The following is a 25,064-nucleotide window of genomic DNA, read 5'->3' on the forward strand; positions in this document are numbered from 1 at the left end:
GGGTATGTCCCATACGCCCAGTGACTGCTTCAGATGATAGTGTCGGTCATCACGGCCGTACTCACGGCATTGGGTGCCACCTCGTGCATGGGTATGTAAAAGAAGTAAGGAGGCCACATGGCCTCCTTACCTTATTAAAAGGCTTATATAGATTGTTTGAAAAACAAGGTTCTCGTTTATGCCCAGTCGTTCTCGTACTTCACGTTGCCGAACTCGATGGCCTTACAGGTGACCTCAATCTCCTCAAAGTGACCCAGCTTGTCCTCCCACTTCTCTTCGAAGTTGACGCAGTAGCCGTTGGTGAACTTGATTGACTTCATCTCCTTGTTGGTCTTGGTCTCCAGGAACTTGATCTCGCCGTTCTTCGGGAGGCTGCGCTCTGTCATCCATGCCAGCAGGTCGGGGGTGCCGTCGTTGAGGGCCTTCACACGGATCTTGAGCCTACCGCCGCGGGGGATACCGGCCATCTGGCCTTCTACGTCTGTGGACTGGTTGAACTCGTAAGTTACCATCAATACTTCTCTCTCTTTATAACCGTCAATGGTCATTGATACTGGTGTCTTTGCCATAATTTGTTTCCTTTCTATATTTTTAAATTATTATTTCCATGGATTGTCATATCCAACGGGGCCGTTCTCAAGCTTCTGACATACGATCTCGATTTCCTCGTAGTGTTGCTCACCGTCTTCCCACTTCTCGATGTAGTTGATGCAGTAGCAGTTGGTGCCCTTCAGCTCCTTCATGGCTGCACCGTCTACGGTGTTCACGAACTTCACTGAGAAATCCTTCGGCATCGTCGGGTCGAGCATCCAGGCAATCAGCTGGTTGTTACCGTCGTTCATAGCCTTCACACGGACTGTTACCTTACCACCGCGGGGAATACCTGCGATCTGTCCTTCACGATCGGTAGCCTGATCAAACTTGTAGTCTACCATCATCACCTCACGAGGTTCGAAATCCTTAACCTCAAGAACTACTGGAGTTACATTCTCTGCCATAATTTGTTTCCTTTCTTTAATTTTTTATTGTTAAACTTATTATTTTCTGATTGAGCTTTGCTCGAAACCGCTTCCGCTCGAAATAGCTCGAATTGCATTCGGCTCTTTGCTCGCTTAATTGCGGTTTTCTAATGTCGTTCAGAACTTGTTTTGTCTGATTGACGATGCAAAGATACGATGAAAATAGGGCTCATTCCAAGTTTTTTCTTCATTTTCATCCGAGAAGCATGCGACACATGCGCCCTATTGCGACAAAGGGGGGAAAGAGCCCTAAAATCTGTCGCAAAAGAGGGGAAAAGGACAATAGTAAGCCATAAAAAAACTTAGGGAAAAGTTTGGTATTACGGAAAAAACTCCGTACCTTTGCAAAATAGTCAACGATGTGTGACAGATTTGGGGAATGCTATTAACAAATAAGACGATAAGATTATGAAGAAACCTATTCAATGGTTATTGGCCGCCATCCTTATTGGTGGCTTTACGCTGAGTTCATGTATTGACCGCTCGGACAATCCTGTAACAAACCCGCCTAAGGCACCAGCCAACACTAATGCCAATATCAAGGAGGAGTCGGCCTTTAACGACGACATAGACCTATCGACCTATGCCGGCGACGACTTCTACCAGTATGCCGTCGGATCATGGATAGCCGACAACCCCGTTCCTACGGAAGATGATGATGAAGTGATAGGAACCATGAATACTCAAGCCGAAAATGCCACTATGGAGATTTTATCGTTTGCCAAGCTCGGCACCAATCCTATTGGCATGAAGCTGATGTCGCTGTATAATCCCGATGACTACAATAGTAACCTGGAAGCACTGAAGCAACGGCTACAGCAGGTGGACGAGGTAAACAACAAAGACGATATGTTCCAGTTGATGGCCAGCCTGATGAAGATAGGCTACCCTACTCCTTTCTTCATCGCGCCTACAAACATGAACCGTAAGGTGTATCCCTCTCTGGACCCCGTAAGAACCTACGAGATAACGGGTAAAGATCTGACCAGCGTAGGCATCAGTATTGCCGACACAGCAGCGATTATGAAGACAGCGAGGGAGTGGAGGAATATGTTGATAGAATATAAGTTGCTGCAGAATAGAGAAACCTACCTCGGCCATCATAACCCCCATGCAGGCAAACGACTCTTCAATAGAAGTGGTACGCGCGCATCTGGAGCCGACTTCATCGGGATGATTGCTACAGAAACAGGCATAGACCTCACAACGATTGCCGCCGATGATAATTATACCAAGCCGCTTGCTAAGCTGACATCGTATGACCTGACAACCTTGAAGCAGCTCACGAAGTTTTTCATCGTCAACCGCGATTTCAAGTATCTGCCCGTTGCACCGAGAAAAGGCAATACCCTGGCCAATTTGAAACAATCCTACATCATAACGGCTTGCAAAGACCAGTATAGCGGTCTGAACACCAGCATGAGCCACACCTATGCAGAGAAAATCGTAAATGAGACTGCAAAAACGGCCGTAACCGCCATGTTCGAGGATATGCGCCAGACCTTCCGTGAGCGAATTGAGCGCAACAAGTGGCTGAGCGCAGCCACCAAGGCCAAAGCCCTGGAAAAGCTCAACAAGATGGTGCTCTACTGTGGAAAACCAGAGGCATGGAATACCGAATGGGAGGCAAAGGATCCCCAGAAAACGACAGCCTACGAGATGGTGTGCGACCTGTTTGCCCAAAATGTAAGCATCACACGAAGTCTGATGAATCAGACGTCGGAAACTGCGCTGTTCTACTCTGACTGGGTGTATCAGAACGCATATGAAGCCAACGCATTCTATAGTCCTGAAAACAACTCCATCATCCTGCTTGCCAGCAATCTGACAGATCCCATCTACGATAAAGATCAGGAATCATATTACAACTATGGCGTCATGGGAGCTACTACCCTCGGGCATGAGATGACCCACGGCTTCGACAATAATGGTTCAAAATACGATGCCGAAGGTAACATCAATGACTGGTGGACGCCCAACGACAAGAGCGAGTTTGAAAAGCTGCAGAATCGGATGATTCAGCATTTCAACAAGATTAAGTACGCTCCTGGCGTTTATACCAAAGGCAAACAGACGTTGGGCGAGAACATTGCCGACCTCGGTGGACTGGAGATTGCCTATGAGACCTATATGAAGACCGTCACTGCAACGGGAGCGGAGCGCGACCGTCTGGGCCGAGAGTTCTATCGCGCCTTTGCCCAGGGCTGGAAGTACAATGCCACACCTGATAAGATTTCCATATATGAGGAGGATGAACACGCCCATCCCAAGGTGCGCGTCAACGGCAACGTCAACCTGACTGACGAGTGGTACAGGCTATTCGATATCAAGAGTGGAAAGATGTACAAGGCACCCAGTGAGCGTATCACCATCTGGTAAACATAATAATCCCCCGTCAAAGCTGACGAGGGATTTTCTTTTTCTATTTAGAATCTGCGGGGGCCACCGAAGCCGCCACCACCACGGCCGCCACCGAAGCCGCCACGACCACCACGACCACCGCCGAAGCCACCGCCAGGGCCGCCAGGGCCACGACGACCACCGCCAAAGCTACTTGCGCCTCCGAAGAGGTTGAGTCGGTAGATGACGTGGAGCATGCCATAGCTGGTCACAGCATTGTACTCGGTATCGCTACGCATGGAGGCTGTGAGCTGGCTGCTGATGGTGGATTGCTGGTGAAGGATATCGTAGAGCTGGAGCGAGATGGTAAGGGGCCTGCCCTTGAGGAAGCTCTGTGAGATCTGGGCATTCCAGATGAGCTCGTTGGTGTTCATCGACTCATCGGCGTAGCCTCGACGGCTCTGCATGTTGAGGTTGGTGGTAAGCGCGGTGCCCCAAGGAGCGGTCACGCCAATCATGCCACCATAGGAGAACTGCCAGGTGTCGAGGTTGTTGTTGGTCTGGAGCTCGCTGCGGTTGTGCTGGTAGTTGAGCGAGCCGTTGAGCTCGATCTCGAGCCAGTCGTTACGGTAGCTGGCAGCGAGGCGCTCACCAACACCAAGGGATTTGGTGACTGACTTCTCTGAGTCGGACATCATATTGACACTCACGTAGCCTACGTTATGGGCGTAGCTGAGGTTGGTGAAGGTGTTGACATTGAAGTAGCCAGCAGAGTCGATGGCGGTGTTGAACATGAAGCCTACATTACCGTTCCAGTTGCCGTTGATATTCTCGGGCTGGGTGATGCGTCCGCCATTCTCCATACGAGTGGTCTTATTGCTGATGGCATTGCTCGTGGTGTTGAAGTTGATGAAGGTCATCACAGCGCGCTGGTGCTTCTGGAAGTAGTCGTTGTAGAAGAGGTTGAAGTTCTGACGGAACGAGGGCTTCAGACCCGGGTTACCTTTCTTGATGTTCAGGGGGTCGCTGTTGTCGGTGATGTCGAGCAGGTCGCTCATCTGCGGCTGCTGGGTGTTGGCGCGGTAGGTGAAGCGCAGCTGGCCCGTGGCCGACTTCTTCCAGCGGAAGTCCATGGTAGGAGCGAAGTTGGTGACGGTACGCGTGGTGTCGGAGTGGACGCCCAGATAGTCCTGGGTGAAGTGCGACTTCTGGGGTACCATCTGCACACCGATGTTGAAGGTGTAGGCGTTGCGTACGATGCGCAGCATCACCTCAGCGGTATGGATATAGTTCTTATATTCGGAGAATCGGCTCTGGTCGAGATCCTTATAGGGATCGAGGTTGGTGACACCGAAATGGCCGAGATAGCTGTCCCACGAACGGTAATCAGGATTCCAGGCATAGAGCTCGGGCAGGCTGCTGAAGTCGTAGGTGCCACGGTCGCTCTTCTGGTAACGATACTCGTACTGGTAACTGAACTGGAGGTAGGTTCGGGGGAAGATGGGCTCGCTGTAGGTGAGGCGGGCGCGGTAGTTCCAGTTCTTGGTGGGAGTGATGGAGTAGCGGTTGATGGTGTCGCCAGTGACGATGCCCGTCTGGAAGTAGTTGATGTAGCTGTCGCTGATGGAGCGGCTCTCGCCGTCGCTCCAGCCTGCATTCAACTGGACGGTGATGTTACGGCCATTATTGCTGAGACGGCGGTTGAACTGCAACATGCCGTTCAGATTCTTCGAGTCGCTATAGGAGATGCTCTGCTGTTGGCGGTTGTTCAGGACGATGCCTTGGCGGATGAGCGTGGCCATCTCGTCGAGGGGAGCCTGCACGTAGTTGTAGGGGTTCTCGCTGAAGGTGGCCTCATCGTTGGAGTTGTCGCCATCGTTGGAGTTATAGCGGAATGTGGGGCGGAAGAGGATGTTGGTCATCGAGTCGGGCTGCCACTCGAGGCGCATCTGGGCGTTCCAGTTGTTGGAGCGCGTGAAGTTGTGCGACACATTATTACTATATTGTGAGGTGGACTGACTGTAGAAGGTCTCAGAGGTGCGCTTGGAGAAGGCATCGCCATTGCTGTGGTTCCAACGTACGCTACCGTCAAGCTTGAGTTTGTCGGTATTCTCGTAGTTGAAGTTCACACCTGTCATCTTGTTGGCTGTGAGGCCCTGGCGACCTCCACCCCATCGGCCACCGCCACCGCCGCCAGGGAATCCCATGTCGTTGGTGTTGTTGGCGTTGGTCATGAGGAAAACTTTCGTGTCGTTCATCATCACACCACCGAAGATACGGCCTGCATAGCGCTTCTCAGTACCTGCGGCGAGGTCGGCATTGACCATGACACCTTTGTTCATGCCCTGCTTGATGCCGAAGTCGAGCACAGTCTCTTCCTCACCATCCTCAATGCCTGACACACGGGCAAGGTCGCTCTGCTTGTCGTAGGCCCTGATGCGGTCGATGATGTTGGTGGGCAGATTCTTCATGGCGGTCTTGGTATCGCCTGTCATGAACTCCTTACCGTCGACGAGGATCTTCTTCACCTCTTTACCGTTGATCTTGATGGTACCGTCGTCGCTGATCTCTGCACCAGGGAGTCGGCGCACGAGTTCCTCGGCCACAGACCCCTCGGGCGTACGGAAGGCGGCAGCATTATAGACGAAGGTGTCGGCCTTCAGGGTAACCTTCTGGGCACGGGCCGTCACAGTGGCACCCTTCAGCATGATGGCATCAGGCTCGAGGGAGATGGTGCCTGCGTGATAGTCCTTGCCCTCCTTGATGGTAATCTTCTTGGAGTAGGTCTTGAAGCCCACATACGTGACCTTCAAGGTGTAGCTGCCCTCTTTGGGAGCCTTGATGGAGAATGTGCCGGAGGTGCTGGTAACAGCATTGGCCACGACCTTTTCACCCGTAAGAAGGGCAGCCGTGGCCTGAATCACTGCTTCTTGTGTATCCTGTTCAACAACTTTTCCTGTAACTGTGCGCTGGGCACTGGAGGTGATAACCATCGTACAAAGGGTTATCAATAGTAACAACTTTCTCATGCTTATTTTATCAATTTTTGCCTCTTTGACGCATGAAAAGAGGAAAAGTTTAATAAGATTCTATTTTTTTTCCGAATTCTTGATACTTTTAAGAATTTTCTTTGTACCTTTGCAAACGAATTAAACGACAGGACACCTGCAACCGTTAGAATGAACCAGCAAAAGGTAATCATCTCCGAACAACTCGGACAGACTCTTGGAGAGGCCATCTCGGCATGTAACCATGACCGGCTGTTCATCCTTGCAGACGAGACAACTGAGCGATGCTGTCTGCCTGTCGTGGAAGAGCTGCCCTGTCTGAAAGGTGCCCAGACCATCGTCATCGGTGCCACAGACACCCACAAGACCCTCGAATCGGTGGTCCATGTATGGGAAGAGCTGGGCAAGGGAGGTGCCACCCGCCACACCTTATTAATAAATATAGGCGGCGGCATGGTGACCGACTTGGGAGGCTTTGCAGCCTCTACCTTCAAGCGAGGTATCAGCTATATCAACATCCCCACCACCCTACTCTCGATGGTTGATGCCAGCGTAGGCGGGAAGACGGGATTTAACTTCAGGGGACTGAAAAACGAGATCGGCGTGTTTAACAATGCGAACAGCGTGATTCTCGACACCACGTTTCTGAAGACCCTCGATGAAGAAAACATCCTTTCGGGCTATGCAGAGATGCTGAAGCACGGACTGATTGCCAACGAGCAGATGTGGGCCACACTGATGAACTTCGACGTGGAGCAGCCAGATCTCAAAGTACTGGGAAAGATGGTGGCCGAGAGCGTGGCCGTGAAGCAGCGCATCGTCACGGAGGACCCCACAGAGAAGGGCATCCGCAAGGCACTGAACCTAGGGCATACGATGGGGCACGCCTTTGAATCGCTGGCACTGCAGCGGAATCCGGTATTGCACGGCTATGCCGTGGCTTGGGGACTGATAGGCGAACTCTACCTGAGTGCCATCAAGACAGGATTCCCCTCGGATAAGATGCACCAGACGGTACGCTTTATACAAGAGCACTACGGGAAGATGGACATCACTTGTGACGACTACCCCACCCTGCTCGAACTGATGACTCACGACAAGAAGAATGTGGCTGGTGTGATCAACTTCACCCTGCTGGGAGGTATCGGAGACATCCGCATCAACCAGACAGCTACGAAAGATGAGATATACGAGGCGCTCGACTTTTATCGGGAGGGCTGACCTCGAAAAGAGTGACCAATCAACTTAGTAGACCTAATCATATTACTAACTAATCGCAGATAGGGTTGCCCGAGAGGGTAGCCCTATCTCATTTTAGCTAAGAGCGATGAGCTTTTCCGCTTGCTGACGGGCGGGCTTACCCGTTTCGGTAAGAGGAATCCGGGCTACATGAAGATAAGCCTTGGGCTGATGGTATTTGGGCAAGACGCGCTCGCAGATATGGCGGGCTTCTTCCACAGACCCTTCGGTGAGAAGCACCGCTATCTCACCGAATTTCCCGTCTTGGCGCTTACTTAACAGATAGGGGGCATGGAGGTGGGGGCGCAACTGGCGCTCTACTTCCTCGATCTGGATCTTGATGCCGCCAGAGCAGATGACATTGTCTTTGCGACCTAGAATGCGGAAGCGGGAGGAGAAGATTTCAACGATATCGTTGGTGACGAGGGGCTCGGGGCAAACCTCGGGGGCATCGATGACCAAACAGCCATCAGGGGTCTGAGAGATTGAGACAGAGGGAAAGGGCATGTACCATTCGGAGGCAGCGGGGCCATTGAGGCGGCGCAGGGCGATGTGCGAGAGGGTCTCGGTCATGCCATAAGTGCTCCAAACGGCATGGGGGAAGGTGCGGAGTTCGGCTTCCATCGCTTCGTCGATGGCACCACCACCGATAATCAGGTGGCGGACCTGCATCAGGCGCGCTCTTTCCTCAGGTACCTGCAGCGTGTTATAGACCTGCATGGGAACCATGGCTGCGAAGTCTAATGGAGATGAGGCATTGACTGTCGCCAAAGGATGGCCGGAGGGCGGGACGGATAGCAGCTTCAGATTCCGCTCGATGGAGCGCACCACCATCATCTTTCCTGCAATATAATCGAGCGACATACAGAGCAGGGCGGTATCACCTTCACGAAGTCCAAGGAAATCACAGGTAATCCTGGCGGAGTTAAGCATTCGTCGCTTTTCCACCATCATGGGTTTCGGAGCGCCCGTACTACCGCTGGTCTTCACCCTCACAAAAGGGCTGTCGTTATGCCATTCGGCTAAGAATTCCTCAAGCGTCACCTTTCACTTCTCCACAGTTTATCACCACGAATCTCGAGCGGCATAGGAATATTATCGGTAAAGAGCTGACCCGTACCGAGACCCTGAGGCATCGTGATATGATCGCCATAGACATCAGCGGCAAACTGGGCAATGGCATTCAGGCCGATGTTACTCTCAAGGGCCGAGGTAATCCAAGAGCCGATGCCCATGTCGCGAGCCGTATCGATCCACTCCCTACAGCCCTGCATGCCACCATGCAGCGAGGGTTTCAGGATGATATAGCGGGGTTTGATGATGTTGAGCATGTGGTGCTTCATCTCCAGGTCGTTGACACCGATAAGTTCTTCATCGAGGGCTATCGGCAGGGGAGACTCACGACAGAGCTCAGCCATGAGTGCCCACTGTTGGGCTTTGATGGGCTGTTCGATGCTATGGATGGCATATTGGGAGAGGAGCTCGAGCTTATAGAGGGCCTCCTCATAGGGGAAGGCACCGTTGGCATCGAGGCGCAACTCCACCTCGTGGAACGAGAAGCGGTTGCGGATACGCTTGACAAGGTCGAGTTCCTGGTCGAAGTCGATGGCTCCAATCTTGAGTTTGACACAGCGAAAGCCTTTTTCCAGTTTCTCTTCCATGCGCTGGAGCATCTCGTCGTAGTTGCCCATCCAGACGAGGCCGTTGATGGGAATGCCTACCTCACCACGACTAAAAGCGTTATCAAACATGATGTCGCCATGCTGCAGATTGAGCAGGGCGGTCTCAAGTCCAAATAGCATCGAGGGGTAATCGCGCATCGCTTCGTAGTCGATCTCACCACTCTCGCAGAGTTTTTGGCAGAAGCCTTCCAACACCTCTTCATAGTCGTTCCTTACATCACAACTGAGGTCAGGCAACGGGGCACACTCTCCCATGCCCGTCTTTTTTCCGTCAGAGAGATATACCAACCAGATCTTCCTCGTGGTATATACCCCTCGTGACGTACCTGCGGGTTGTTTGAAATGCAGTGTTCGCTCCTGGATGTTATAGGTCATGGCATTTTCGGGTATTTCTTGAAGTCGGGCTTACGCTTCTCGAGGAAAGCCTTGCCTCCCTCCTGGGCCTCATCGAGGAAATAGTAAAGCATCGTAGCATCGCCAGCAAGTTCCTGAATACCTGCCTGACCATCGAGTTCGGCATTCAACCCTGCCTTAATCATACGCAGAGCCAGGGGCGAGCGCTCCATCATCGTCTCAGCCCACTCCACGCACTCGTCTTCGAGACGCTCGATAGGCACCACCTTGTTCACCATACCCATTTGCTCGGCCTCTTTGGCACTGTACTGACGACAGAGGAACCATATCTCACGGGCTTTTTTCTGACCCACGATACGAGCCAGATAAGAGGAACCAAAGCCAGCATCAAATGAGCCCACCTTGGGACCTGTCTGTCCGAAGATGGCATTCTCGGAGGCAATGGTCAGGTCGCACACCAGATGGAGCACATGACCACCACCGATGGCATAACCATTGACCATCGCAATGACGGGCTTGGGCAGACGACGGATCTGCATCTGTACGTCAAGCACACTCAGACGGGGTACGCCTTCTTCATCGACATAACCGCCACGACCTTTTACATGCATGTCGCCACCAGAACAGAAGGCGTGTTTTACATCTGCCAGCGTCTTTCCTTCGGGCACTTCAGACATGGCACCCGTGAGCAGCACCACACTGATGTCCTGCATCTCACGGCACATGGCAAAAGCCTGCGACAATTCCCATGTGGTCTTGGGGGTGAAGGCATTGCGATACTGCGGACGATTGATTGTAATCTTGGCAATACCATTATACTCTTCGAAGAGGATTTCCTCAAACTCGCGAATCGTTTTCCAGTTTCTCATTATTTTAATGTTTGATAGTAATCTTTATACACCCGTTCGTCGTCCGCAGGATCAGTGAAGACCTCAAGCAAGACGGGGCGCGGGTTCTCATTATATAATAATAAGGTGTCGATGCCCTGTTGCATCTCCTCCATGTTTGTTGCTTTGAGATAGGTGATCTGGTTCTCCATGCAGATACCCTCGGCACTGGTGTGATGCTCGGCAGCCACGAAGCGGTCGCGTGCAGGACTCTGCTCCAACCCTGGCAGCATGTTGAAGATGCCACCCTTGCCGTTGTTGAGCAGGAGGATACGGAGATTACCCTTCAGGTTCTGGTTCCACAAGGCATTCTGGTCGTAGAAGAAACTCAGGTCGCCAATGACACAATACACCTGACTCTCTGAAACACAGGAGAAACCTGCTGCTGTGGACAGCGAGCCCTCAATGCCATTAACACCCCGATTGCACCACACCCGATGACGCGCAAAACTATTGGCCAGACGGATGGCAGTGGAGTTGGCATAGTGAAGCTCCGCCTCTCCCACACGGGCCTCGAAATACTTCACAACAGCCATCTGGGAATAGGCGGGCTCATAGGTCTCGGCATGCTGCCGCACTTTCGCAAGCAGCTGTTCCCACATCATGACAAAGGGATGGGGACGGTCTTCGAGCAGGAACCGCACATGATCGGCAATCACTTCTCCATCGCCCTGAATCACTTGCGAGAGATTCATAAAGGTGTCGTTGATCTCGCCTGTGGCATTGACGGTCCACACCTCACGGGCCTTTCTTAGAAAGCGCTTCAGACGTTTGCTGACGATGGCGCCTCCGATGCAAAGCACGAAATCGGGCACATAGCGCTCATCGTTTTCTACTAGGGCGACAGCCTCATCAAGTCCAGGGTTCATGGGCTGGCCACAAATAAGCATAGGGCGCTCGGCCATCATGAACATACGTCCGATATGGGAGAGTGTAGGCGAGGTGACATCAGCAGACACTATACTAATCTTACGCTCTACGGGCAAGGTCTTGACAGAGAAGTCGAAAAGGGGCTCAGTAATGGGCACATTGATATGGACAGGTCCACGTCCCTGATGGGTAGACGCCAAGATAGCCTCATTGACCAAACGGTTGCAATACCAGTGTTCCTCGTCGTTATGGGGTTCAGGCAGGGCGACTGCTTTCTTCACAAAACGGCCTAGGGCATCAGGTTGCGGGAGCGTCTGACCATCGAGCTGATCTATCCACTGCGGGGGGCGATCAGCAGAGACCACCACCACGGGTACATGCTGATAGAAAGCCTCGGCCACAGCAGGGGCGAGGTTGAGCAAGGCCGTACCACTGGTAACACAGACCACTACAGGTTGTCCGAGGGCCTGAGCCATACCTAAGGCATAGAAGCCCGCACTACGCTCATCGGTGACGGGATAGCAGGTGATCTTCGGATGGGCATGAAGATTATGGACGACTGCCGCATTACGGCTGCCAGGGCACACCACTGCATGGCGGATGCCATGGGCCACCAGCAGGGATGTGAGGATATTGACATTATCTTTGTTGCAATACATAGCGCATAGTTTCAAGTTTGGCCTCGGTCTCGTTCCACTCCTGTTCCTCGGTACTATCCTTCAGGAGTCCGCCCCCAGCATAGAGGTGGCAACAACCTGCCTCGATGTTCATACAGCGCAACGAGACATAGAGATGGGTCTCATAGTCAGGGTCGAGCATACCCATAAACCCGCTATAATATCGGCGTGGAGCATGTTCGTTGCGGATGATGAATTTGAAGGTCTCACGCTTGGGGAGTCCGCAGACGGCAGGCGTGGGGTGCAGGGTATAGAGCAGGTCGCCAATCCGCTGACCATCAGGCAGCGTAAACGTGAAGTCGCTACGCAGATGGACGAGGTTGGCAGCCCGCACAGTATGAGGCCCCTCCTCACGGAAGTCGGAGGTGTATTGTTCGAGGCACTCGGTGATATAGGTGGTAACGATACGCTGTTCCTGAATATTCTTAACGCTCCAGGTGGCGCTCTCGCCCTCACCCTTCAAGCCCTCACCTTCGAGGCGCATGGTACCTGCCAAGGCAATGGTACGCCACGCATTTCCATTTCCCTCCAACAGGATCTCTGGCGTGGCCATCAGCCAACAACCACTCTTGGCCGTCCACACGAGGGCAATCATCATACGGGGATAGCGCTCACAGGCCCTGAGGAAGAGTTCCTCGGGTGAGACGGGCTTTTCCTGAGGCTCGTCAGCACAACGGGCCAGCACAATCTTCTGGAAGATACCCAGGTTCAGCTGGGCATGGTAATTGGCAAAATCGATGGCATAAGTCATTCTGTTGCCACCTGCTGAGATGGGGGATGGGGAGTCTGTGAGAGAGAACGGTATCAGAGGACTGATCTCCGTCATGGAGAGCCCAACCGTCTGGACTACATCCGGATGGATGAGGAGGATAGGCTGAGAGGGGGTGATCTCGAAAGGTGCCATGACAAAGCCCTGACGGCTGTTGAGTTCCTGACACGACAACAACTCGTCGGGCTCGCCCTGTGTCTGTTGGACAAGCGTGGCATGGGTAGCATGCGGCAAGCGGTATAATGCAAAACCCGTCATCTCCTACCCTGACTGATGATATAATTCGTTACCCGCACATTCGAAATCAGTTCTCCCGATGTGTCCTTGATATCCACATTCCACACATGCAGCGTCCTCCCACTATGCAACAAGCGTGCATAGGCCGTCACCGTATCACCTTCGGCCACAGCCTTCACATGACTGCCGCTAACCTCAATGCCCACACAGGCACAATGAGGGCAGAGGGCCGACGATGCAACTCCTGCCACATTCTCAGCCAACGCCAAAGATGCTCCGCCACTCAGGAATCCGAATGGCTGACGATTACGCTCGTCGACTTTCATACGGGCCATACAAGTATCGTCCTCGGGAGTGGAGATAAACTCCATCCCGAGGGCAGTACTGAGGTTTGGCTTCGCGTTTATAATCTCGTTGATTCTTTCTACGTTCATTTCTATTTAAATAAGGAGTACTCGGGCACGCTCCATGCCAGGGCACTCGCACCTAAAACATCACGCTCTCGGTCGTCAAGCTTCGACAACAGAATCTTCACCTTGCCTTTCAAGTTGCCGAACACATGAGCCTCAAACGACTCGCTTGTGGGATCTACCAGCCACTTGCCCGCATGGGAGATACCTCCTGTCAGGATGATGGCCTCAGGATCGACCAACGAGGCATAGTTGGCCAGTGCCCGACCCAATATATAGCCAGTACGACGATACACCTCAATAGCCAGTTCATCACCTTGATTGCAGAAGCCTGTGATGATCTTGGGTGAGAGACGCTCCGCCTGACGCATCAGCGACGGTTTGTCCGACTCTTCCAACAATTCGCGAGCCGTAACTACGATGCCGTTAGCACCGACATACGATTCCACACAGCCTTCATGGCCGCAACCGCACTTACGCCCCTTTTCGATAATACATGTATGACCAAACTCACCAGCATAGCCCAGATTACCCTGATGCTCCTGTCCTGCAGAGAAGAAACAGCTACCTATACCTACGCCAAGGCTGATGACGATAAAGTTCTTCATACCATGCGCACTGCCAAAAGTGTATTCTCCCAAAGAGGAGATATGCGCATCGTTCGACAAACCTACTGCCAAGCCTATTCTGTCGCGCAGCATCGCAGACAGGGGTATTACACCCTTCCAGGGCAAGTTGGCTGCATTCTCAATACAGCCAGACACAGAACTGGCACTTGGACAACTGACACCAATAGAACGGATGGTCTCATAACCTCCATTTGCCTCCACCAGCATAACGATCTTGTCGCTCAGCACCGTCACAAAGTTATTTACGTCAGGATAATCGCTCGTTGCAAACGACTCTTCAGCAAGGATATTACCACGAATATCCACCACAGCATAAGTAGTAGTCTCGTTACTGATATCAACGCCTACAACTTTTGTCTTGATATTATACTCTTCCATTTTAGTTGTTTAAGATTGTTGTATTGGATATTAATATTCTGTTATTTAAATAATGAGTACTCTTTCACATCCCATGCCAAGGCACTGGCTCCCAGCACGTCGCGTTCACCCTCCTTCAGGATAGACACCAGGATACGGGTCTTGTTCCTGATATTATGGAACACATGCTCGTCGAACGAAATTCTCATCGGTTTTAGCAGCCATTTGCCTGCCTGCGTCATTTCACCTGTAAGGATGATGGCTTCCGGATTCAGGACAGAGGCATAGTTAGCCAATCCCATTCCCAGCATCTCTCCTGTACGACGGAACACTTCTATGGCCAATTTGTCACCCTTATAGCAGCAGTCGGTAATCGTTTGGATGGTGAGTTCCTGAAGATCGCTCAACAACGTGGGTTCCTTACTCTCGGCTATCAGTTCTTCAGCCGTCTTTATCAGACCTTTCTGACTGCAATAAGTCTCCAGACATCCCTTGTTACCACAGCCACACTCACGGCCATTGATCTCAACGCAAGTATGGCCCACCTCACCAGCAAAACCATTATAACCTAGATGGGGCTGACCATTGGAATAGAAGCAACTTCCCAGACCGCCATGGCTCATGGATACAACAACAAAGTCTTTCATGCCGTGGGCACTGCCATAGGTTTTTTCACTAAGGGCCGTGATATGGGCATCATTGGCTACGGCCACTGCCAGCCCCAATCTGTCGCGCAACATTGCCGCTAAGGGCACCACACCTTTCCAAGGCAGATTGGCAGCATTTTCAACACAACCTGTCAACGAATTGGCACTCGGCGCACTGACACCCACAGAGCGGATGCTCTCGTAGCCGCCATTCTCCTCCACCAGCATCATGACTTTCTCGCTCAACGCCGATACGAAATCATTAACATCGGGAAAATCCATCGTGTCGAATTGGTCCTGAGCCACAATATCACCCTTGATGTCAACAATGGCATAAGTGGTGCGGTCGAGACGGATGTCTATACCTACAACGCGGACTTTTATTTTATCAATAGATTCTACTCCTTCAACACTTTCCATTTCTATAAAATAATCAGATTAGTGTGGCAAATATAAACATTTTTCCCCAACCACGCAAATCTTTCCGTTATTTTTTGCAAATATTTACCCTATCCTTGCTTTTTTCGGGATATTTTCGTATCTTTGCAGCCACATTAGTAAAATATTCGAATATTTAAGATGAACATTTTAGAATTAAGCGAACAAGAAATCGGCAGGCGTCAGAGCCTGCAGGAACTGCGCGCCATGGGTATCAACCCATATCCTGCTGCCGAGTTCCCCACTAACGCATTTAGCACAGATATCAAGGAAAACTTTAAGGACGACGAGGAGCGCGAGGTAGTGATTGCCGGACGTATGATGAGTCGTCGTGTCATGGGTAAGGCATCGTTTGCCGAGCTTCAGGACTCAAAAGGCAGAATCCAGGTTTATATCACCCGCGATGACATTTGTCCGGGTGAGAATAAGGACCTATATAATAATGTATTTAAGCGTCTGCTCGATATAGGTGACTTTATCGGTGTCAAGGGTAAGGTGTTCCGTACCCAGACAGGCGAGATCTCTGTTCATGCTCAGGAGCTCACGCTGCTCTCCAAGTCATTGAAACCTCTGCCCATCGTAAAATACAAGGACGGTGTGGCTTACGATAAGTTTGACGATCCCGAGTTGCGTTATCGTCAGCGTTATGTAGACCTCGTAGTGAACGAGGGCGTAAAAGAAACTTTCCTTAAGCGTGCCACTATCATCCGTACACTGCGTAGCATTCTCGACAATGCAGGCTATACCGAGGTTGACACCCCAATCCTGCAGAACATCGCAGGTGGTGCTTCAGCCCGCCCATTCATTACCCACTTCAATGCGCTTAATCAGGACATGTATATGCGTATTGCCACCGAGCTCTATCTGAAGCGCCTCATCGTAGGTGGTTTCGAGGGCGTCTACGAGATGGGTAAGAACTTCCGCAACGAGGGTATGGACAAGACCCACAACCCAGAGTTCACCTGCATGGAGCTCTATGTCAGCTATAAGGACCTGCTTTGGGGTATGACCTTCACAGAGAATATGCTTGAGCAGATTTGTACTGCAGTGAATGGCAAGCCTGAGGTTGAGATTGATGGTAACATCATCTCGTTCCGTGCGCCATTCCGCCGTCTGCCCATCCTCGATGCCATCAAGGAGAAGACAGGTTTCGATTGCGATGGCAAGACTGAGGAGGAGATTCGTGCATTCTGCCTCTCAAAGGGCATGGATGTAGACGAGACTATGGGTAAGGGAAAACTCATCGACGAGCTCTTTGGTGAGTTCTGCGAGGGCACTTTCATCCAGCCTACATTCATCACTGACTACCCCGTTGAGATGTCACCTCTCACCAAGATGCACCGTTCTAAGCCAGGACTCACTGAGCGTTTCGAGCTGATGGTGAATGGCAAGGAGCTGGCTAATGCCTATTCAGAACTTAATGACCCCATCGATCAGGAGGAGCGTTTCATTGAGCAAATGAAACTTGCAGACAAGGGCGATGACGAGGCCATGATCATAGATCAGGACTTCCTGCGCGCTCTGCAGTATGGTATGCCTCCAACATTTGGTATCGGTATTGGTATCGACCGTCTGGTGATGCTGCTCACAGGAAAGTTCACCATTGGCGAGGTCATGCTGTTCCCACAGATGAAGCCAGAGAAGAAGATTCCTCAGTCTTCACCTGCCGAGTGGGCAGAGATTGGTGTAGCCGAGGAGTGGGTACCCGTACTCCGCAAGGCAGGGTTCAACCTGATTCAGAACATCGCTTCCGAGAAGGCTCAAGGTCTTCAGCAGAAGATTGGCGACATCGTCAAGAAATACAAGCTTGAGATGCAGAAGCCCAGCGTAGACGAGGTACAGCGTTGGATTGAAAAGGCACAGGCCTAATTGTCAATTATCAATTGTCAATCATCTACATGTTTGACTGTGGAAAGATAGCAATCATCGGTGGCGGCAGCTGGGCAACAGCCATAGCCAAGATTGTGGTGGGACATACCCATCACATCGGATGGTATATGCGCCGTGATGACCGTATCGAGGACTTTAGGCGTCTGGGACATAACCCCGCTTATCTGACGAGCGTTCATTTCAATACCGATGAGATACATTTCGACAGTGACCTGAACCGTATTGCCCAACAGTACGATACGCTGGTATTCGTTACCCCTTCGCCCTATCTCAAGAGTCACCTGAAGAAACTCAGGACGCGCATCCGCGACAAGTTCATCCTTACGGCCATCAAGGGTATTGTGCCAGATGAGAACCTTGTCTGCTCAGAGTACTTCCATCAGGTCTACGACGTGCCTTACGACAACCTTGCCTGCATCGGAGGTCCCTCCCATGCTGAGGAGGTAGCCCTGGAGCGTCTCTCCTACCTCACTGTGGGATGTGCCGACCGCGACAAGGCCCAAGCCTTCTGCGACGTACTCTCCAGCGACTTCATCAAGACGAAGACCTCTACAGACGTGGTAGGTATCGAGTACTCTTCTGTCTTAAAGAATGTCTATGCCATTGCCGCCGGTATCTGTAGCGGACTGAAATATGGCGACAACTTCCAGGCTGTGCTCATGGCCAATGCTGTGCAGGAGATGAATCGTTTCCTCACAGCCGTCTATCCTCAGGAGCGTAACATCTACGACAGCGTCTACCTGGGCGACCTGCTCGTGACGGGCTATTCCAATTTCTCGCGTAACCGCACCTTTGGCACAATGATAGGTAAGGGCTATAGCGTGAAGTCTGCACAAATTGAGATGGAGATGATTGCCGAGGGATACTTCGGTACGAAGTGTATGAAAGAAATCAATCGTCACTGCCATGTCAACATGCCTATTCTCGATGCCGTATACAATATTCTCTACGAGCGCATCGCCCCACAAATTGAAATTAAACTTCTAACGGATTCATTTAGATAAAATATAACAAACAACAATTATGAGCAACATCAAATTAGACATCACCAAAGCCGCTTGCTTCCTCGAGGCTGGCGCTGTAGAGGCTTTCGAGCCTAAGGTAAAAGAGGCTCAGAAAGCCCTTGAAGAGGGTACTTGCCCTGGTAACGATTTCCTTGGATGGCTACACCTGCCTTCCAGCATCACACCTGCCTTCCTTGACGAACTGCAGGCATGTGCCGACACACTTCGTGCTAACTGCGAGGCTGTGGTCGTGGCTGGTATCGGAGGCTCCTATCTGGGTGCCCGTGCCGTCATCGAGGCTCTGAGCAACAGCTTCTCATGGCTCGTAGGCGACAAGAAGAATCCTACCATTCTCTTTGCAGGTAACAACATTGGCGAGGACTACCTCTTCGAGCTGACCACCTATCTGAAGGACAAGAAATTTGGCGTCATCAATATCTCCAAGAGTGGTACTACCACAGAGACCGCCCTCACCTTCCGTCTGCTGAAGAAGCAGTGCGAGGCCCAGCGTGGTAAGGAAGAGGCCAAGAAGGTGATTGTAGCTATCACCGATGCCAAGAAGGGCGCTGCCCGTACCTGTGCTGACAAGGAGGGTTACAAGAGCTTCATCATCCCCGACAACGTAGGTGGCCGTTTCTCTGTGCTCACACCGGTAGGTCTGCTGCCTATCGCCTGTGCAGGCTTTGACATTAAGCAACTGGTGGGTGGTGCCCAGGATATGGAGAAGGCATGTGCACCTAATGTTCCTTTCGTCGAGAATCCCGCAGCTCAGTATGCAGCCGTTCGCAACGGTCTCTACCAGAAGGGTAAGAAGATTGAGATCATGGTGAACTATCAGCCCAAGCTCCACTTCTTCTCTGAATGGTGGAAGCAGCTCTACGGCGAGTCTGAAGGCAAGGACAATAAGGGTATCTTCCCCGCAAGCGTTGATTTCACCACCGACCTTCACTCGATGGGTCAGTGGATTCAGGAAGGCGAGCGCACAATCTTCGAGACAGTTATCTCTATCGAGGAGCCCGAGAAGAAGCTGCTCTTCCCCGAGGACGAAGAGAACCTTGATGGTCTGAACTTCCTTGCAGGAAAGCGCGTAGATGAGGTTAATAAAATGGCAGAGCTCGGTACTCGTTTGGCTCATGTGGATGGCGGTGTACCCAATATGCGCATCAGCGTCCCCAAACTCAACGAGTATTACATCGGTCAGCTCATCTACTTCTTCGAGATTGCCTGTGGTATCAGTGGCAATGTGCTGGGCGTGAATCCGTTTAACCAGCCTGGAGTTGAAGCTTACAAGAAGAATATGTTTGCCCTGCTTGACAAGCCTGGTTATGAGGCCGATTCCAAGGCTATCAAGGAGCGTCTGGCAAAAGAAGCATAATGTACGCACTCGCGATTAGAAAATACTTAGAAGAACACGGCTTTGAGACCTTATGCCCCAGAGCCGTGCTCTTTGATATGGACGGCGTGCTCTACGACTCCATGCCCAATCATGCTATAGCATGGCAGGAGTCGATGGCGCGTTTCCAAATCCACATGACAGCTGAAGATGCCTATGCCACCGAAGGTGCCCGTGGCGTAGACACCATCCGTATGATGGTGCGCATCCAACAGCAACGGGAGATTGACGAGCCTGAGGCACAGAAGATGTACGACGAGAAAAGTCGTCTCTTCCACTCCTTGCCCGAAGCCCCCATCATGCCTGGCATCCTCAACCTCATGGCCCAGATTCGCGACCTGGGTATGCAATGCGGCGTCGTCACTGGCAGTGGCCAGCGCCCGCTCATCAAACGTATCCTCAAGGATTTCGGAGCCTTTGTCGACGAGGCCCATATCACCACTGCCTACGATGTCCGTCGAGGCAAGCCTAACCCTGATCCCTACCTCGTAGGACTCGAGAAGGCTGGCGGCCTTCAACCCTGGCAGGCCGTTGTCATCGAGAATGCCCCGCTTGGTATCCGTGCAGGTGTAGCCGCCCGTATCTTCACCATTGGTGTGAATACAGGCCCCCTGCCCAATGACCAACTATTGCAGTCAGGCGCCCATCTGCTGTTTCCAAGCATGACCGACCTCAGCGATGCCTGGAAACATCTGGACTTTAATCAACTTCTGTAGATTTCCCTTGTGGCTGACTCTCCTCGTTGCCGTAAGTATCCATCTCTGTATCACGACGGATGCCTACCTCACCTTGCGAGCTCACAGTGACTACCAAAGGAATATATTCGTCAGTCTGCGGATGGCATACGCTGGCAGCAAACACCATCTGCGCACCCTCCACCTTATCATACACAAAGCCCTCTAAGATGCCTGTGCGACGATAATCGTCGTCAAGGTAGTTTTCAAAGGCTGCCTTTGTGAATGAACGGTTGAAGAACGTACTGCCATCGCTACGCAGGATCCGCAGCGTGATACGATTATCCACAAACTGCTGTCCGTACTCGTCTTTCACCATACGCAGACTGTCGTCAGAGACGCGCAACACCTCCACCTGATACGGTCTGCCAAGCCAGTTGATATCCTTCGTCTGCTTATACTCCTGCATACGGATGGGTCCCTGTGGCTTAGCCACCTCTACCTTCGGCACGATGATATCCTCTGCCTGCTTCTTTTTGCCACAACCAGCCATTAGCATGGTTGCCAAGACAATGACTGTCAGTACTTGATATTTCCTCATAATTCACGTAATCTGCTGCAAAGGTACGAATTTTTTCGGGAAAGGTTTGCTTTGGATTATATTTTTTTGTACTTTTGCAGAAAAATAAGGAAGATTATCGATGAAGAAAGGAAATAAAGTCTTTGGATGGATTATCGCCCTGATAGTTGCCGGTTGTGGTCTGTGGCTCTGCAGCGATTGGCGTCTGCAGGGCGACGACGAGGCAGTACGGGAGACGGTCTATGAGGCAGTAGACTCATTGCCAATGCTCATCATGCAAGTGCAGAAATGCTCAAAGCTCTACACCGCAGAGTATAGGGTCCACAAGATTGTGACCCACGACGATGCCCTCCGCCTGAAAGGTTCGTTATTGCAACGGCAGTTTAACTTCAAGGTTCCCATGGCCGACCGTAAGATTGCTATCCCCATCGATGCAAAGCTGAAGGCATGGATTGACTTCAGCAAATTTTCCGAGGACAACGTTGAGCGCGATGGCGACAAGATAACCATCATCCTGCCTGACCCTCAGGTGACGATGACAAGTTCTAAGATCGACCAGAAGAATGTGCGCCAGTATGTGGCCCTGACACGTGCCAACTTCAGCGACGAGGAACTCTCTAACTACCAACAGCAGGGCCGCGCCGCCATCATCGAGAGCATCCCTGAGATGGGTATTCTTGAGACGGCTCAGGCCAATGCAGCCAAAGTGCTGGTACCAATGCTTGTGGAAATGGGCTACAAGGAAGAAAACATCACGATCGCCTTCCGCAAGCAGTATAGTCCCAAGGACATTCAGACCCTATTGAAAATTGAAGATTGAAGATGAAGGCTCTTACATATATTAAAATAGGTATAGGCATCGTCCTCGTTGGACTAATCATTGCCGGTATTCTGTGGCTGCGTGGTGCCACGAAAGGAGACTATATAGATTTCGGACCCAGTTCCGCCATCGACGTTACCCCCACCCAGATCCAGAGTATGAAAGCCATTGGAGAGTGGGAGTTTCTCTCCGTCAGTGCTGAAGAACTGGTGGATACCGTTCGTAAGGGATTCTTTTCCAACGACGAGCTGGTGCGTATCTACTATGGTACGCTGCGCTTAGGCGTAAACATGCATCAAGTAGAGCCGGGATGGATTACGACCAGCGGTGATTCCATCACCATGAACTTACCGAAGATTGGCCTGTTGGACAAGGATTTTATCGACGAGGCCCGCACGAAGTCGTTCTACGAGAGTGGTTCATGGAAACCTGCCGACCGCGATGCTCTCTATAAGAAAGCATATCGCCTGATGCTCTCACATGGCATGACCAAAGAAAACCTGCAGGAAGCTGAGACGAATGCCAGTCAGCAGCTAAGTCATATGATGCGTTCTATGGGTTATAAGAACGTGAAAATCACCTTCAAGAAATAACACAGTCGACAACCGTCAACACCTTTCCCTGCACTTTGAACCTCACATCAAAGTTGAGGAAGGGCATGCCGTACACACGTTCCGGATCGTCATGATAGCGTGGACGCGGATCCTGCTCCAGTGTGGCTTTCAGTGCTCCGAGATAGTCTGAAGGGATCTTCGCTGCCAGTGCCTCTGGAATCATCACCTTCAGCGGCTCCCACACTGTCTGATCCACAAAACCGCTTCTCGCCTCAGGGTGAGCATCGGCATAGGCCACATAAGGCTTCACGTCATAGATAGGTGTTCCATCCATCAGGTCGGCACCAAGCACATGGATGACGGGACCCAGGGTGGGATGCTGTTCGATATGGTCAATACGCACACAAGAGAGTCCAAGAGAATTAGGTCGGAACGGCGACCGCGTGGCGAAGACACCCATCCTCACATTCCCGCCTAAACGCGGCGGACGAACGGTTAACGACTGTGGAGAGTGGTGATTGGAGGCAGGAGTGTTTTGGGAAAACTCCCAAATGATCCAAAGATGTGAAAAATCCTCCAGTCCGCGCACGGCCTCCATCTTACGGTATTCAGGTTCAAAGACAATTCGTCCCGTCAGTCCGCTGACGAGTCCGCTCTGCCTCGGAATACCGAATTTCGACTTCAGAGGCGACTCAAAAAAAGCTATCGGATGTATCTCCATCAGCCTGCAAAATTAGCATATCTCTCATAAAACACAAAATTTTTCCAAAATTATTTGTGAAATTAAAGAATAATTCGTATTTTTGCCGACAGTATATCAACTACGCCCTATAACATGAAACGAATTATACTTCTATTATCCCTGACAATCATAACAGGCTTATGTCGCGCAGATAATCCAGAATATATGAAAAGTAAGGAATATCTGGACTTGCGCAATGCGATGAACCATGCGTTCAACGATGGCGACAGCGCCCGTTTTTTCCCAGCCATCAAGGCCCTGGAAGACTATCTCCAGTCGCAGAACGATGTGCACGGCTACTACACGCAGCGATGCAACGAGATTGTGTTCCAGCTGAATCAGCAGCGCATTTACGAGGCCTACAAACTGGCTCAGCAGCTTACCAAGGAACTGCGCGAGAACAAGATTGACAAGGAGATGTTCATGGGTGTAAACATGATGGGGCATATCAATCGCTATTGCGGCAATGATAAGGAAGCTGTAAGAAACTGGTATGAAGTGATTCGGCTCATGAAAGAAGAAGGCTACGAATCCAGCATGCCCCCCATCTATTTGAATATTGTGGGGGTGGTCATTGACAAAGATCCCCAAGAGGCAGACAGCTTGCTGACCGTTGCAAAGGAGATTGCCAAGAAATATTCTCCGGAAAGGGTTTTCGACATTGAGACGCGCCAGACAGTGAGCTACTATTCCCGAGGCGACTATGATCAATTCCTCAAAGGTTATCAGGCCTACAAAGAAGGAGAAAAGAAAGGATACACCTCTGTTCACGGCAGATCACTTGAGGTGAGATATCTGGCCTATCATGGAAAGACTGACGAGGCAGTAGAGATGGCCAAGAAGGAGTTGGGCGATGAAGGAGCCGATGAAATCCCATTAATCTACGAGAAAGCCGGTAGATGGAAGGAGGCCTATTACTCCCTGAAAGAAGCTGAGGCCAAGAGCGACTCTATCGACAATGTGGTCATTGCGAACAGCATGCAGGGTATCAGCGAGCAAATCAAGCTCTTCGAGACAGAGCGCGCTGCCTACCGCGAAAGGATGTATGCAGTGATAGCTGTCTTCCTCTTGCTTCTGTTGCTGATCGTTGCCCTCGTCTACATCGTGCATACCCGTAGGAGACACCTGATAGAGATGCAGCGTGCCTATCGTCGTGCCATGGAGTCGGAGAAGATGAAGTCTGCCTTTATCCAGAACATCAGCCACGAGATCCGCACACCACTGAACATCATCAGCGGCTTTGCACAAGTCATCGCCAACCCCGAGCTGACAGAGACGATAGAGGAGCGCCAACGTATCGCTGAGATGATGGAAAAGAACGCCCACCACGTAACAGCCCTTATCGACGAGATTATCGGTCTGTCGCTCATCGAATCGACGGAAAAGATGAGAAGAGACGACACTATGCTCATCAACAAGGCCATGCGTGAGGCTCTGAAGCGATACGAAAAAGTGGTTAATCCCGACATCAAGCTCCTATTCGAGACTACATTGCCCGATGAGTTCACCCTGAAGACCAACGCCGGCATGCTGGCTCGTATCATCAATTCCCTGTTGGAGAATGCAGCGAAATATACGAAGGAAGGTCACATCGCCCTCCGCTCAGACAGGAAAGGCGACATGCTCACCTTCACCGTCGAGGATACTGGTAGCGGTATCCCCGCTGAAGAGGCAGAGCACATCTTCGAGCGCTTTGTGAAACTTGACTCTTTCAAGGAAGGTATTGGCTTGGGGCTACCCCTGAGCCGCAAACTCGCAGAGCAGCTCGATGGCACCGTCGTGCTCGACACCAGCTACACCAACGGTGCCAGGTTCCTTGTCAAGATTCCCATCCCATCATAAAA

General features: G+C 51.4%; 23 protein-coding genes. 10 read left to right on the forward strand and 13 right to left on the reverse strand.

Annotated elements, in window-relative coordinates:
* Window positions 1-24: 24 nt before the first annotated feature.
* Window positions 25-99, forward strand: coding sequence for a smalltalk protein (locus BMY16_RS15555; RefSeq protein ID WP_244513047.1), 75 nt, complete (start codon window positions 25-27; stop codon window positions 97-99).
* A gap of 77 nt (window positions 100-176) precedes the next feature.
* On the opposite strand, the gene tssD (BMY16_RS11210) is transcribed toward BMY16_RS15555, so the two are convergent.
* On the reverse strand, window positions 177-569 hold the full coding sequence (gene tssD / locus BMY16_RS11210) for a type VI secretion system tube protein TssD (RefSeq protein WP_139207141.1): 393 nt from the start codon (window positions 567-569) through the stop codon (window positions 177-179).
* 30 nt (window positions 570-599) lie between these two features.
* Entirely contained in the window at window positions 600-998 is a 399-nt protein-coding gene (gene tssD / locus BMY16_RS11215; protein ID WP_091842522.1) for a type VI secretion system tube protein TssD, read from the reverse strand.
* 429 nt (window positions 999-1,427) lie between these two features.
* Between tssD (BMY16_RS11215) and BMY16_RS11220 the strand changes: the two genes are divergently transcribed.
* On the forward strand, window positions 1,428-3,398 hold the full coding sequence (locus BMY16_RS11220) for a M13 family metallopeptidase (RefSeq protein ID WP_091842524.1): 1,971 nt from the start codon (window positions 1,428-1,430) through the stop codon (window positions 3,396-3,398).
* A gap of 47 nt (window positions 3,399-3,445) precedes the next feature.
* Here BMY16_RS11220 and BMY16_RS11225 read toward each other — a convergent pair whose 3' ends face one another.
* On the reverse strand, window positions 3,446-6,388 hold the full coding sequence (locus BMY16_RS11225; RefSeq protein WP_091842526.1) for a TonB-dependent receptor: 2,943 nt from the start codon (window positions 6,386-6,388) through the stop codon (window positions 3,446-3,448).
* Window positions 6,389-6,538: 150 nt separating this feature from the next.
* Between BMY16_RS11225 and aroB the strand changes: the two genes are divergently transcribed.
* A complete protein-coding gene (aroB, locus tag BMY16_RS11230; RefSeq protein WP_091842527.1) occupies window positions 6,539-7,588 on the forward strand; it encodes a 3-dehydroquinate synthase in 1,050 nt (349 codons plus the stop codon).
* A gap of 93 nt (window positions 7,589-7,681) precedes the next feature.
* Here aroB and BMY16_RS11235 read toward each other — a convergent pair whose 3' ends face one another.
* Genes BMY16_RS11235 through BMY16_RS11270 form a run of 8 tightly spaced genes read right to left on the reverse strand, consistent with a single transcriptional unit; the run spans window position 7,682 to window position 15,545 of the window.
* Window positions 7,682-8,650: an AMP-binding protein gene (locus tag BMY16_RS11235; RefSeq protein ID WP_091842529.1), complete on the reverse strand. Its 969-nt coding sequence runs from the start codon at window positions 8,648-8,650 to the stop codon at window positions 7,682-7,684.
* Window positions 8,647-9,663 carry an o-succinylbenzoate synthase gene (gene menC, locus BMY16_RS11240; protein ID WP_091842531.1) on the reverse strand — a complete coding sequence of 339 codons (1,017 nt, stop codon included), beginning with the start codon at window positions 9,661-9,663 and terminating at the stop codon, window positions 8,647-8,649. Before menC ends, BMY16_RS11235 begins: the two co-directional genes overlap by 4 nt.
* Window positions 9,660-10,511, reverse strand: coding sequence for a 1,4-dihydroxy-2-naphthoyl-CoA synthase (gene menB / locus BMY16_RS11245; RefSeq protein ID WP_091842532.1), 852 nt, complete (start codon window positions 10,509-10,511; stop codon window positions 9,660-9,662). Before menB ends, menC begins: the two co-directional genes overlap by 4 nt.
* Window positions 10,511-12,058 (reverse strand): 2-succinyl-5-enolpyruvyl-6-hydroxy-3-cyclohexene-1-carboxylate synthase, encoded by a 1,548-nt coding sequence (gene menD, locus BMY16_RS11250; RefSeq protein WP_091842535.1) that lies wholly within the window; start codon window positions 12,056-12,058, stop codon window positions 10,511-10,513. The genes menB and menD overlap by 1 nt, the downstream gene beginning before the upstream one ends.
* Entirely contained in the window at window positions 12,039-13,103 is a 1,065-nt protein-coding gene (locus BMY16_RS11255) for a chorismate-binding protein (RefSeq protein WP_091842537.1), read from the reverse strand. Before BMY16_RS11255 ends, menD begins: the two co-directional genes overlap by 20 nt.
* Window positions 13,100-13,516 carry a PaaI family thioesterase gene (locus BMY16_RS11260; protein WP_091842539.1) on the reverse strand — a complete coding sequence of 139 codons (417 nt, stop codon included), beginning with the start codon at window positions 13,514-13,516 and terminating at the stop codon, window positions 13,100-13,102. Before BMY16_RS11260 ends, BMY16_RS11255 begins: the two co-directional genes overlap by 4 nt.
* A gap of 2 nt (window positions 13,517-13,518) precedes the next feature.
* Window positions 13,519-14,499 carry an ROK family protein gene (locus tag BMY16_RS11265; protein WP_091842541.1) on the reverse strand — a complete coding sequence of 327 codons (981 nt, stop codon included), beginning with the start codon at window positions 14,497-14,499 and terminating at the stop codon, window positions 13,519-13,521.
* Between the two features lie 41 nt (window positions 14,500-14,540).
* A complete protein-coding gene (locus BMY16_RS11270) occupies window positions 14,541-15,545 on the reverse strand; it encodes an ROK family protein (RefSeq protein WP_091842543.1) in 1,005 nt (334 codons plus the stop codon).
* Window positions 15,546-15,704: 159 nt separating this feature from the next.
* On the opposite strand from BMY16_RS11270, the gene lysS reads away from it, so the two are divergent.
* The 4 genes from lysS to BMY16_RS11290 are packed head-to-tail and all read left to right on the forward strand — an operon-like array spanning window position 15,705 to window position 20,566.
* On the forward strand, window positions 15,705-17,432 hold the full coding sequence (gene lysS, locus BMY16_RS11275) for a lysine--tRNA ligase (RefSeq protein ID WP_091842544.1): 1,728 nt from the start codon (window positions 15,705-15,707) through the stop codon (window positions 17,430-17,432).
* 29 nt (window positions 17,433-17,461) lie between these two features.
* Window positions 17,462-18,457 (forward strand): NAD(P)H-dependent glycerol-3-phosphate dehydrogenase, encoded by a 996-nt coding sequence (locus tag BMY16_RS11280; protein WP_091842728.1) that lies wholly within the window; start codon window positions 17,462-17,464, stop codon window positions 18,455-18,457.
* Between the two features lie 19 nt (window positions 18,458-18,476).
* The gene (locus BMY16_RS11285; protein WP_091842545.1) at window positions 18,477-19,832 is read left to right on the forward strand and encodes a glucose-6-phosphate isomerase; all 1,356 of its coding nucleotides are present in this window, start codon (window positions 18,477-18,479) and stop codon (window positions 19,830-19,832) included.
* Window positions 19,832-20,566 carry an HAD family hydrolase gene (locus BMY16_RS11290; RefSeq protein WP_091842546.1) on the forward strand — a complete coding sequence of 245 codons (735 nt, stop codon included), beginning with the start codon at window positions 19,832-19,834 and terminating at the stop codon, window positions 20,564-20,566. Before BMY16_RS11285 ends, BMY16_RS11290 begins: the two co-directional genes overlap by 1 nt.
* Here BMY16_RS11290 and BMY16_RS11295 read toward each other — a convergent pair.
* Window positions 20,550-21,125 (reverse strand): DUF4738 domain-containing protein, encoded by a 576-nt coding sequence (locus BMY16_RS11295; RefSeq protein WP_091842547.1) that lies wholly within the window; start codon window positions 21,123-21,125, stop codon window positions 20,550-20,552. The two genes, BMY16_RS11290 and BMY16_RS11295, sit on opposite strands and share 17 nt — an antisense overlap.
* Before the next feature lie 100 nt (window positions 21,126-21,225).
* Here BMY16_RS11295 and BMY16_RS11300 point away from each other — a divergent pair, with 100 nt between their 5' ends.
* Window positions 21,226-21,924 carry a DUF4230 domain-containing protein gene (locus BMY16_RS11300; RefSeq protein WP_244513042.1) on the forward strand — a complete coding sequence of 233 codons (699 nt, stop codon included), beginning with the start codon at window positions 21,226-21,228 and terminating at the stop codon, window positions 21,922-21,924.
* 2 nt (window positions 21,925-21,926) lie between these two features.
* Window positions 21,927-22,517 carry a DUF4230 domain-containing protein gene (locus BMY16_RS11305; RefSeq protein ID WP_091842548.1) on the forward strand — a complete coding sequence of 197 codons (591 nt, stop codon included), beginning with the start codon at window positions 21,927-21,929 and terminating at the stop codon, window positions 22,515-22,517.
* Here BMY16_RS11305 and tsaA read toward each other — a convergent pair.
* Window positions 22,507-23,199 carry a tRNA (N6-threonylcarbamoyladenosine(37)-N6)-methyltransferase TrmO gene (gene tsaA, locus BMY16_RS11310; RefSeq protein WP_091842549.1) on the reverse strand — a complete coding sequence of 231 codons (693 nt, stop codon included), beginning with the start codon at window positions 23,197-23,199 and terminating at the stop codon, window positions 22,507-22,509. The two genes, BMY16_RS11305 and tsaA, sit on opposite strands and share 11 nt — an antisense overlap.
* A gap of 186 nt (window positions 23,200-23,385) precedes the next feature.
* Here tsaA and BMY16_RS11315 point away from each other — a divergent pair, with 186 nt between their 5' ends.
* Window positions 23,386-25,062, forward strand: coding sequence for a sensor histidine kinase (locus BMY16_RS11315; RefSeq protein WP_170836095.1), 1,677 nt, complete (start codon window positions 23,386-23,388; stop codon window positions 25,060-25,062).
* Window positions 25,063-25,064: the final 2 nt, after the last annotated feature.

The sequence above is a fragment of the Prevotella sp. ne3005 genome (genome assembly GCF_900110085.1).
Lineage (GTDB): Bacteria > Bacteroidota > Bacteroidia > Bacteroidales > Bacteroidaceae > Prevotella.

What these genes read in the sequence shown, in the direction of transcription:
- menB (WP_091842532.1), bottom strand. Translation starts at nt 10,511, where the DNA reads ATGAGAAACTGGAAAACGATTCGCGAGTTTGAGGAAATCCTCTTCGAA.
- BMY16_RS11300 (WP_244513042.1), top strand. Translation starts at nt 21,226, where the DNA reads ATGAAGAAAGGAAATAAAGTCTTTGGATGGATTATCGCCCTGATAGTT.
- BMY16_RS11270 (WP_091842543.1), bottom strand. Translation starts at nt 15,545, where the DNA reads ATGGAAAGTGTTGAAGGAGTAGAATCTATTGATAAAATAAAAGTCCGC.
- aroB (WP_091842527.1), top strand. Translation starts at nt 6,539, where the DNA reads ATGAACCAGCAAAAGGTAATCATCTCCGAACAACTCGGACAGACTCTT.
- BMY16_RS11260 (WP_091842539.1), bottom strand. Translation starts at nt 13,516, where the DNA reads ATGAACGTAGAAAGAATCAACGAGATTATAAACGCGAAGCCAAACCTC.
- tssD (WP_139207141.1), bottom strand. Translation starts at nt 569, where the DNA reads ATGGCAAAGACACCAGTATCAATGACCATTGACGGTTATAAAGAGAGA.
- menC (WP_091842531.1), bottom strand. Translation starts at nt 9,663, where the DNA reads ATGACCTATAACATCCAGGAGCGAACACTGCATTTCAAACAACCCGCA.
- BMY16_RS11315 (WP_170836095.1), top strand. Translation starts at nt 23,386, where the DNA reads ATGAAAAGTAAGGAATATCTGGACTTGCGCAATGCGATGAACCATGCG.
- BMY16_RS11265 (WP_091842541.1), bottom strand. Translation starts at nt 14,499, where the DNA reads ATGGAAGAGTATAATATCAAGACAAAAGTTGTAGGCGTTGATATCAGT.
- tsaA (WP_091842549.1), bottom strand. Translation starts at nt 23,199, where the DNA reads ATGGAGATACATCCGATAGCTTTTTTTGAGTCGCCTCTGAAGTCGAAA.
- lysS (WP_091842544.1), top strand. Translation starts at nt 15,705, where the DNA reads ATGAACATTTTAGAATTAAGCGAACAAGAAATCGGCAGGCGTCAGAGC.
- menD (WP_091842535.1), bottom strand. Translation starts at nt 12,058, where the DNA reads ATGTATTGCAACAAAGATAATGTCAATATCCTCACATCCCTGCTGGTG.
- BMY16_RS11285 (WP_091842545.1), top strand. Translation starts at nt 18,477, where the DNA reads ATGAGCAACATCAAATTAGACATCACCAAAGCCGCTTGCTTCCTCGAG.
- BMY16_RS11225 (WP_091842526.1), bottom strand. Translation starts at nt 6,388, where the DNA reads ATGAGAAAGTTGTTACTATTGATAACCCTTTGTACGATGGTTATCACC.
- BMY16_RS11290 (WP_091842546.1), top strand. Translation starts at nt 19,832, where the DNA reads ATGTACGCACTCGCGATTAGAAAATACTTAGAAGAACACGGCTTTGAG.
- tssD (WP_091842522.1), bottom strand. Translation starts at nt 998, where the DNA reads ATGGCAGAGAATGTAACTCCAGTAGTTCTTGAGGTTAAGGATTTCGAA.
- BMY16_RS11295 (WP_091842547.1), bottom strand. Translation starts at nt 21,125, where the DNA reads ATGAGGAAATATCAAGTACTGACAGTCATTGTCTTGGCAACCATGCTA.
- BMY16_RS11280 (WP_091842728.1), top strand. Translation starts at nt 17,462, where the DNA reads ATGTTTGACTGTGGAAAGATAGCAATCATCGGTGGCGGCAGCTGGGCA.
- BMY16_RS11255 (WP_091842537.1), bottom strand. Translation starts at nt 13,103, where the DNA reads ATGACGGGTTTTGCATTATACCGCTTGCCGCATGCTACCCATGCCACG.
- BMY16_RS11305 (WP_091842548.1), top strand. Translation starts at nt 21,927, where the DNA reads ATGAAGGCTCTTACATATATTAAAATAGGTATAGGCATCGTCCTCGTT.
- BMY16_RS11220 (WP_091842524.1), top strand. Translation starts at nt 1,428, where the DNA reads ATGAAGAAACCTATTCAATGGTTATTGGCCGCCATCCTTATTGGTGGC.